The sequence below is a fragment of the Pseudomonas sp. GM80 genome, assembly GCF_000282515.1.
In the GTDB taxonomy this organism is placed as follows: domain Bacteria; phylum Pseudomonadota; class Gammaproteobacteria; order Pseudomonadales; family Pseudomonadaceae; genus Aquipseudomonas.
In genome coordinates this window covers 36,406-43,528 of sequence record NZ_AKJD01000062.1, presented here as the reverse complement: position 1 = coordinate 43,528, position 7,123 = coordinate 36,406, and the positions used below count along the sequence as shown (strand labels likewise).

The 7,123-nt window shown below is 59.7% G+C and carries 7 protein-coding genes and 1 riboswitch; of the genes, 4 read left to right on the top strand and 3 right to left on the bottom strand.

Annotated elements, in window-relative coordinates; genetic code table 11:
* The first annotated feature begins 161 nt into the window (after nt 1-161).
* Nucleotides 162-383: riboswitch (cobalamin riboswitch) on the top strand.
* 124 nt (nt 384-507) lie between these two features.
* The 4 genes from PMI37_RS10115 (at nt 508) to cobM (ending at nt 2,647) form a co-directional block, all read left to right on the top strand.
* Entirely contained in the window at nt 508-705 is a 198-nt protein-coding gene (locus PMI37_RS10115) for a CbtB domain-containing protein (RefSeq protein WP_008080475.1), read from the top strand.
* An 11-nt stretch (nt 706-716) separates the two neighbouring features.
* Complete coding sequence (locus PMI37_RS10110; protein WP_008080474.1) at nt 717-1,409, top strand: CbtA family protein; 693 nt, start codon at nt 717-719, stop codon at nt 1,407-1,409.
* Nucleotides 1,406-1,819, top strand: coding sequence for a cobalamin biosynthesis protein (locus PMI37_RS10105; protein WP_008080473.1), 414 nt, complete (start codon nt 1,406-1,408; stop codon nt 1,817-1,819). The genes PMI37_RS10110 and PMI37_RS10105 overlap by 4 nt, the downstream gene beginning before the upstream one ends.
* An 81-nt stretch (nt 1,820-1,900) precedes the next feature.
* Complete coding sequence (cobM, locus tag PMI37_RS10100; RefSeq protein WP_008080472.1) at nt 1,901-2,647, top strand: precorrin-4 C(11)-methyltransferase; 747 nt, start codon at nt 1,901-1,903, stop codon at nt 2,645-2,647.
* A 207-nt stretch (nt 2,648-2,854) separates the two neighbouring features.
* Here the strand turns inward: cobM and nfuA are convergent, their stop codons facing one another.
* From nfuA to PMI37_RS10085, 3 genes are all read right to left on the bottom strand, one after another.
* Nucleotides 2,855-3,439, bottom strand: a complete 585-nt coding sequence (nfuA, locus tag PMI37_RS10095) for a Fe-S biogenesis protein NfuA (protein WP_007912592.1) — start codon at nt 3,437-3,439, stop codon at nt 2,855-2,857.
* Between the two features lie 57 nt (nt 3,440-3,496).
* Nucleotides 3,497-4,519 carry an acyltransferase family protein gene (locus tag PMI37_RS10090; RefSeq protein WP_008080471.1) on the bottom strand — a complete coding sequence of 341 codons (1,023 nt, stop codon included), beginning with the start codon at nt 4,517-4,519 and terminating at the stop codon, nt 3,497-3,499.
* Nucleotides 4,520-4,756: 237 nt separating this feature from the next.
* Nucleotides 4,757-7,075: a fatty acid cis/trans isomerase gene (locus tag PMI37_RS10085; RefSeq protein ID WP_008080470.1), complete on the bottom strand. Its 2,319-nt coding sequence runs from the start codon at nt 7,073-7,075 to the stop codon at nt 4,757-4,759.
* Between the last annotated feature and the right edge of the window lie 48 nt (nt 7,076-7,123).

Here is a 7,123-nt window from a genome sequence, read left to right as displayed (position 1 = left end):
CCGAGCCCCAGCGAGCGGGCCGCACGTAGGAGCAAGCCTTTTGGGTTACCTTTTCGGCGTTTGGAAAAGGTGACCCGCCGTAAGGGCGGAACCCTAAGACGCCGTTACCGCAGCAACGGATCCACCCCAAAAAATTGACTAAAAACCCAACCCCATGCTCTCCTACACAACTTGTTACGGGTGCCCTTCACAGGGTGAAACGGGAAACCGGTGAATCATGTGCTTTACTCAAGCCCATGTCAGTCCGGTGCTGCCCCCGCAACGGTAAGCGAGCGAAGCGTCAAAACCACTGTGCCCGTACGGCATGGGAAGGAGACGCTTGCAGGTCGGCCTGACGCCAACCCCTCGTGAGCCCGGAGACCGGCCCGCAACACACAGCTCGCACCTCGTGCGTCGCTGAACATAACAAACCCGCGGTGGGCGGGCGCTGTTCGAACCTCTGCTAGCCCGACCCGCAGGGGTTTTCATGCGCTCGATTCACCCGCTGACACTCCAGAGGGAAGCGCCATGTCGATCATCAGCAGCACCGGCAGCAACACGGACAAAATCACCAGCAGCGCCACACTGAGCCAACGCCTGAGCGCCGCGATCTTCGCGTCGATCCTTGGCGCCAGCCTGGTCTACTTCGCCGGCTTCTCGCACATCGAAGCGGTACACAACGCCGCCCACGATACCCGCCACAGCGCCGCGTTCCCGTGCCACTGAGACCTGCCGACATGATCAAGCGTATTGCGCAAACCGCAGGTTTCACCGGTCTTCTGGCCGCCCTGCTCCTCACCCTGCTGCAAAGCTTCTGGGTTTCGCCGCTGATTCTTCAAGCGGAAACTTTCGAGAAAGCCGAACCCGTCGCCGTGCATGAACACGCCGAAGGCGCCATGGCCGGCCACACCCACGACGCCGAAGCCTGGGAGCCGGAAGACGGCTGGCAGCGCGTGGTCTCGACCACGGGCGGCAATCTGGTGGTAGCCGTCGGTTTCGCCCTGATGCTCGCCGGCCTTTACACCCTGCGCGCACCGACCAAAACCTCGCAGGGCCTGCTCTGGGGCTTGGCCGGTTACGCCACGTTCGTCCTCGCGCCGACCTTGGGCCTGCCGCCAGAACTGCCGGGCACCGCGGCCGCTGATCTCGCTTCGCGACAGATGTGGTGGATCGGCACTGCCGCGTCGACTGCCGTCGGCCTGTCATTGATCGCGTTCAGCCGTCACTGGCTGATGAAAGTCCTCGGTGTGGCGATTCTCGCCGTGCCGCACGTGATCGGCGCCCCACAGCCGCAAGTGCATTCGATGCTCGCCCCTGAAGCATTGGAAGCGCAGTTCAAAATCGCTTCGCAGCTGACCAACGTGGTGTTCTGGCTGGCCCTGGGCCTGATCAGTGCCTGGTTGTTCCGCCGCAAAAGCGCTGACGCATGACAAATGACAGCGCAGCGCCGACCTTTGTGGTCGGCCTGGGCTGCCAGCGCGGCTGCCCTGCCAGCACGCTGCGCGCGTTACTCGATCAGGCGTTACAGGCACATCGCATCGAGCTTCACGCGGTCAAGGCTCTGGCCAGTATCGACCTGAAACGCGATGAACCCGGTTTACAGGAACTCGCCGCACAACTGGCGTTGCCATTGCTGTACTTCAGCAGCGAGGAATTGGCCAGTTACCAAGAGCGACTCAGCCATCGTTCCGAGATCGCTTACGAACGCACCGGTTGCTACGGCGTTGCCGAAAGTGCTGCGCTGGCCCTCGCCGAACAGTTGATTCAGGCACCGGCAAAACTGCTGATTTCCCGGCAAAAATACGCCCAGGCCACCTTCGCATTGGCCGGCGCTGCGTAAAAACCCGATAATCCCCGCCATCGATCATGAGCAATCTTCATCTGAAGCCATTGCTGCGCCTCTTTTTCACAGGATTCTACGATGACCGTCTACTTCATCGGCGCCGGCCCCGGCGACCCGGAACTGATCACCGTCAAAGGCCAGCGGCTGATCCGCAGTTGCCCGGTGATCATTTATGCAGGCTCGCTGGTGCCGACGGCGGTGCTTGAAGGTCATCAGGCTGAAACGGTGGTCAACAGCGCCGAATTGCATCTGGAACAGATCATCGAACTGATCAAAAACGCGCACGCGAAGGATCAGGATGTAGCGCGAGTGCATTCCGGCGATCCGAGTCTGTATGGCGCGATTGGTGAGCAGATTCGCTATTTGCGCGAACTGAATATTCCGTTCGAGATTATTCCCGGCGTGACGGCGACGGCGGCGTGTGCGGCATTGCTGGGTGCGGAACTCACGCTGCCGGACATTTCACAAAGCGTGATTCTGACCCGCTATGCCGATAAAACCGCGATGCCCGCGGGTGAAGAACTCGGCAGTCTGGCGCAGCACGGTACGACCATGGCGATTCATTTGGGCGTTAATCACCTGGACAAGATTCTGGCCGAGCTATTGCCGCATTACGGCGCCGATTGCCCGATTGCGGTGATTCACCGGGCGACGTGGCCGGATCAGGATTGGGTGGTCGGAACGCTGGCGGATATTGCCGGAAAGGTTCAAGAGAAAGGCTTTCGGCGTACGGCGTTGATACTGGTCGGGCGGGTGTTGGGCAGTGAAGTGTTCAGCGAGTCATCGCTGTACCGCGCGGGGCATGCACACCTTTACAGACCCTGAAAGCAAAAGATCGCAGCCTTCGGCAGCTCCTACAGGGAAACACATTCCAATGTAGGAGCTGCCGAAGGCTGCGATCTTTTGATTCTGTGGCTTCAGACAATGCATTCATCACGGGAAAATGCATTGCCTGAATTGGAACTGCTGCGCAGTTCATCGGGGATAAATCCCCTCGCCACAGCGCCGTTTTTCATGTCCGCAGCGAACACCTTAGTAGTAGGCGTTTTCTTTCTGCGTATGGTCGGTCACGTCACGAACGCCCTTCAGCTCAGGAATGCGCTCAAGCAAAGTGCGCTCAATGCCTTCCTTCAGGGTCACGTCCGCCTGGCCGCAGCCTTGGCAGCCGCCGCCGAATTGCAGAACGGCGATGCCGTCTTCAACCACATCGATCAGGCTGACCTGACCGCCGTGGCTGGCCAGCCCCGGGTTGATTTCGGTTTGCAGGTAATAGTTGATGCGCTCGTTGACCGGGCTGTCAGCGTTGACCATCGGTACTTTGGCGTTTGGCGCCTTGATGGTCAGTTGGCCGCCCATGCGGTCGGTGGCGTAATCAACAACGGCATCATCGAGAAACGCTTCGCTGAAGTGATCGATATAGGCGGTGAAGCTTTTCAGCCCCAGCGCGGTGTCTTCAGGTTTTTCTTCGCCCGGCTTGCAGTAGGCAATGCAGGTTTCGGCGTACTGGGTGCCAGGCTGGGTGATGAAGACGCGGATGCCGATGCCCGGGGTGTTCTGCTTGGAGAGCAGATCGGCCAGGTAATCGTGGGCGGCGTCGGTAATGGTAATAGCGGTCATGGAAACTCCTCGCAGGCTTGGGCGCAGTTTACGCCAATCGTTGCGCCGGACAAAGTCCTAGTATTTTTGTCGGGAAAGATTCTCGTCCGACTCGCCGTCGATGCGTGCCTTGAGCCAACGATAGCTGCGTTTTTCCACCCATTCGTAGCTCAACCACGAGCCGGCGCCAATCGCCAGCACACAGACGACAAACATAAGATACGGGTTGATCCCATAGCGCCGCGCGATAAAACCGCCCGCCGACAGCACCAGCACGTGCATCAAATACACCGAATACGAGCAGTCACCCAGCAATTTCAGCAACCGACTGCGTTCCACGTAACGCTCCAGCGCCATGCACGCCATCACCAGCACCGCACTCGGCACGCCCCAATTGAGCAGGCGAGGCGCTGGCGCCAGGTGATAAATCGCCAACAATGCCGCGACGATGCCGGCCAGCGGCAGCCATAGACCGGCGCCAATCCAGCCCCGACGATGGAGCATGCCGATGCCGATCCCCAGCAAAAACTCGTAGACGATGTCCGAACGATAAAATTCGCTGATCCAGCCAAACCCCGTCCACGCCTGACTCACCGCAAACAGCAGCGCCGCGACCACCAGCAGGCGCACCTGCAAGCGAAACAGCAGCGCCCAGGCGAACAGCACGTAGAAGAGCATTTCGTAATTCAGCGTCCAGCCGACATTCAACGTCGGGTAAATGCCGTAGCCGCCGGGGTTTTCAGTCGGGATAAACAGCAAGGACAGCAGCAGATGGTTCCAGTCCACCGTTTGATCGGGCAATAGCGGCTGGGCAAACACCACCAGTAACGCCATCAGCACGGTGTACAGCCAATACGCCGGGACGATACGGAACAATCGGTACAGCAGAAAGCGCGCGGGCGGCAGCGGTTTGTTCTCGGTGGAGAGGAAAATCACCAGACCGCTGATGACGAAGAAGATATCAACGCCCACCGCGCCTTTGTCGATGAACAACTGGCCGATCGGCCCGCGTGCTTCGAAATTGAAAAAAATCTGCATGAAGTGATGGCAGACCACCGTCCACGCGGCAAACGCACGCAGGGCCTGCACTGAAATCAACATCGCCCGCTCCCGTCCACACCCTCAAATCCAGCACCGCCCCAACGTCATCCGAATACTTCGATATGGCGCTGAATTCATGTAGGAGCTGCGGCACGCTGCGATCTTTTGATTTTGATTTTCAAGGTCAAAAGATCGCAGCCTCGTTGCACTCGACAGCTCCTACACAGCCCCTACACAGCTCCTACAGGGGTTTTGCGGTGTTGCTTATGGGTGGGACAGCGGGTCGGCCGCAAAAGATCAAAGATTCTCGTAGCGGTTCATGTCCAGCACGCCCTCTTCCACCGGGTCGGTTTCGTGCAGGTACTGGCTCAGGTCGTGGAAATAGAACCAGAACTGCGGGTGACTGCGGCGGATGCCCCAACGTTCGACGATTTTCTCGAACCGGTTGGCGTCCTTGGCATTCTCCATCGCGTCAACGAAGTCCGGCACCTGCTGCGCCGGAACGTTGAAGATGAAATTCGGGTAGCTGCTGAGCACCCCCGGATAAACAGTCAGCGTGTCCAATCCGGGCTGATAGCGCAGCGACTCACCGAGCAAAAACGCCACGTTGCTGTGCGCGCGGTTGCGCAACAGGCTGTACACCTCGCGTTTGCCGCTGGCGGTTTCAACGCGCAGCATCGTTGCTTCCGGCAACTGATCAATCACCTTCAAACCGGCGGCCGGGCGTGAGGTCAGGCGGCTCAACGCCTGTTCGGCATTTTGCAGCGCTGGCTCGATGTTCGGCCGCGAGCAATAAGCGCCGTCGCAGCGGTTGATCGGGTCGGGGCGCGCATTCAAGTCGCCGTAACGCGCCAGCAACTGCATGGCGAAGTCGTATTTCGGGTCTTTCTCGTTGAGTTTCAGCGCGGTCGGCTTGTCGTCATCAATGGCTTCGTAATCGAGCCACATCTTGAACTGGCCGCTGTTCTGGTACCAATCGTCCAGATAGTCCTCGCGCGAATCGGCCGGCATCAGGCGCAGGAAGTTCTGCTCGGCGCCGTTGCGAATCAGGTCGAAATACAGGCGAGTCTGCGCCTGGTGGGAGACGTTGCCGAACACGTCGAAGTTGACCGCCAACTGGTAATAGGTGCGTTCAAGCAGCGGATAGTCGAACAACCACATCGTCTGCGGCACTTCGCCGATCAAGCCCTTGGTCACCGAAGCACTGTCGAAGTGGCGGAAAATGCTCAGCAGCGCGTTGTCGTTGCCGGCCCACAGCGTCGACCAACTTGGCGCAGGGACTTCGGCATAACTGTCGCGACGCAACGCCTCGTATTCATTACGTTTGTCGCGATAGTTGTGCCACAGGCTCAGGACGCTGCCGACATCGTCGTTCTGCCCCGGCATCGCCAGCAATGGCGTGGCCTGGCCGCGATAGTTCGGGTCGGTGATGTACAGGTCGTGTTCCGGCGCCTGGAACAGCGCCCAGAAGTTGTCGCGGATCACGTCGGTGGCGATCTGCCCGCGGCACACCGGCCCGCGAATAAACGTGCGGACAAAGTATTCGGCGTTATCGAGCATGAACTGATAACGCGCCTGCGCCGGAATCGCCTCAAACGTGGCGAACGGGTTGGCGCGGCTCTGCGGGCCGTAGCCCGGCAAGGCATTGACCTGCCAGTTGCCGCTGTAGAACAGACTCTTGACCCGCGCCATCTTCGCCGCGCTCAGCGGATAGGTGATGTGGGTCTTGTGCACGATCACCCCTTGCACCGGCCACAAGCGGTAATACACCTGCGTACCGGGGTCGTCGTTCGGGCGACGGGTGGCGATCAGGTCAATTGGCTGGCCAGTCGGTGTGCGCGAGCGCACCCACTGGAAGAAATGCCCAGGCTCGCCGTCCTTGAAATAAAGGTGCGCGAGGAACAGATGCTCGTACAACCAACGGCCGACCAGGCTTTCGCGGGCACCAGGGCTGTTGAGCAGATTTTCCCACTGGACGATTTGCAGGGATTCTTTAGCGCTCGGCGCCAGGCCTTGTTCGTCGATCGGTGCACCGGAGGCGAGCCAGCGTTGCAAGGTCTGGTATTGCTGATCGGTCAGGCCAGTGACTGCCAGCGGCATGCCCTCTTTCGGGTGCGCCCCGGCGTAACCCTCGAATTCGGCGGGCATGGCGCACTGGTTTGCCCGATTCAGACCCAAGACGATGTCTTCGGGAAGTTTCGCGTTAGGCGTCAGCGGCGTCGTGTGCCCCAGTTCCAGCATCCGCGCCATCAACGCTGCTTGGCTGCCTTGGGCGTCGAGTACCGAATAGAAGTCCTTTTGCTGCCAGGCGCGCTTGCCGAAGGCGTCGTAAAACAAGCGAGTGGTCGGCGCCGCGACAGTGCGCTCGCCGTCATACACCGGCATTTTGCTCGCACCACGGGCTGCGCCCTCGCCACTGCCGAGATTGAGCTGGCAGGCGGAGTCGTAGCACGCATGGCAGGCCACGCATTTCTCGGTGAAGATCGGCTGGATATCGCGGGTGTAGGAAATAGAAGGGGAAATCGAAGGAGAAATGGCCGGTGCAGCCGCTGGCTCTTGCGCCACGGCGCCCCAGCTGAGAAACAGCAACACAAAACCCATGACGCGGTAAGACATGCTGCTGATCCCGATTTTATAAAAAACGCCGCGATTCTACATTATGAC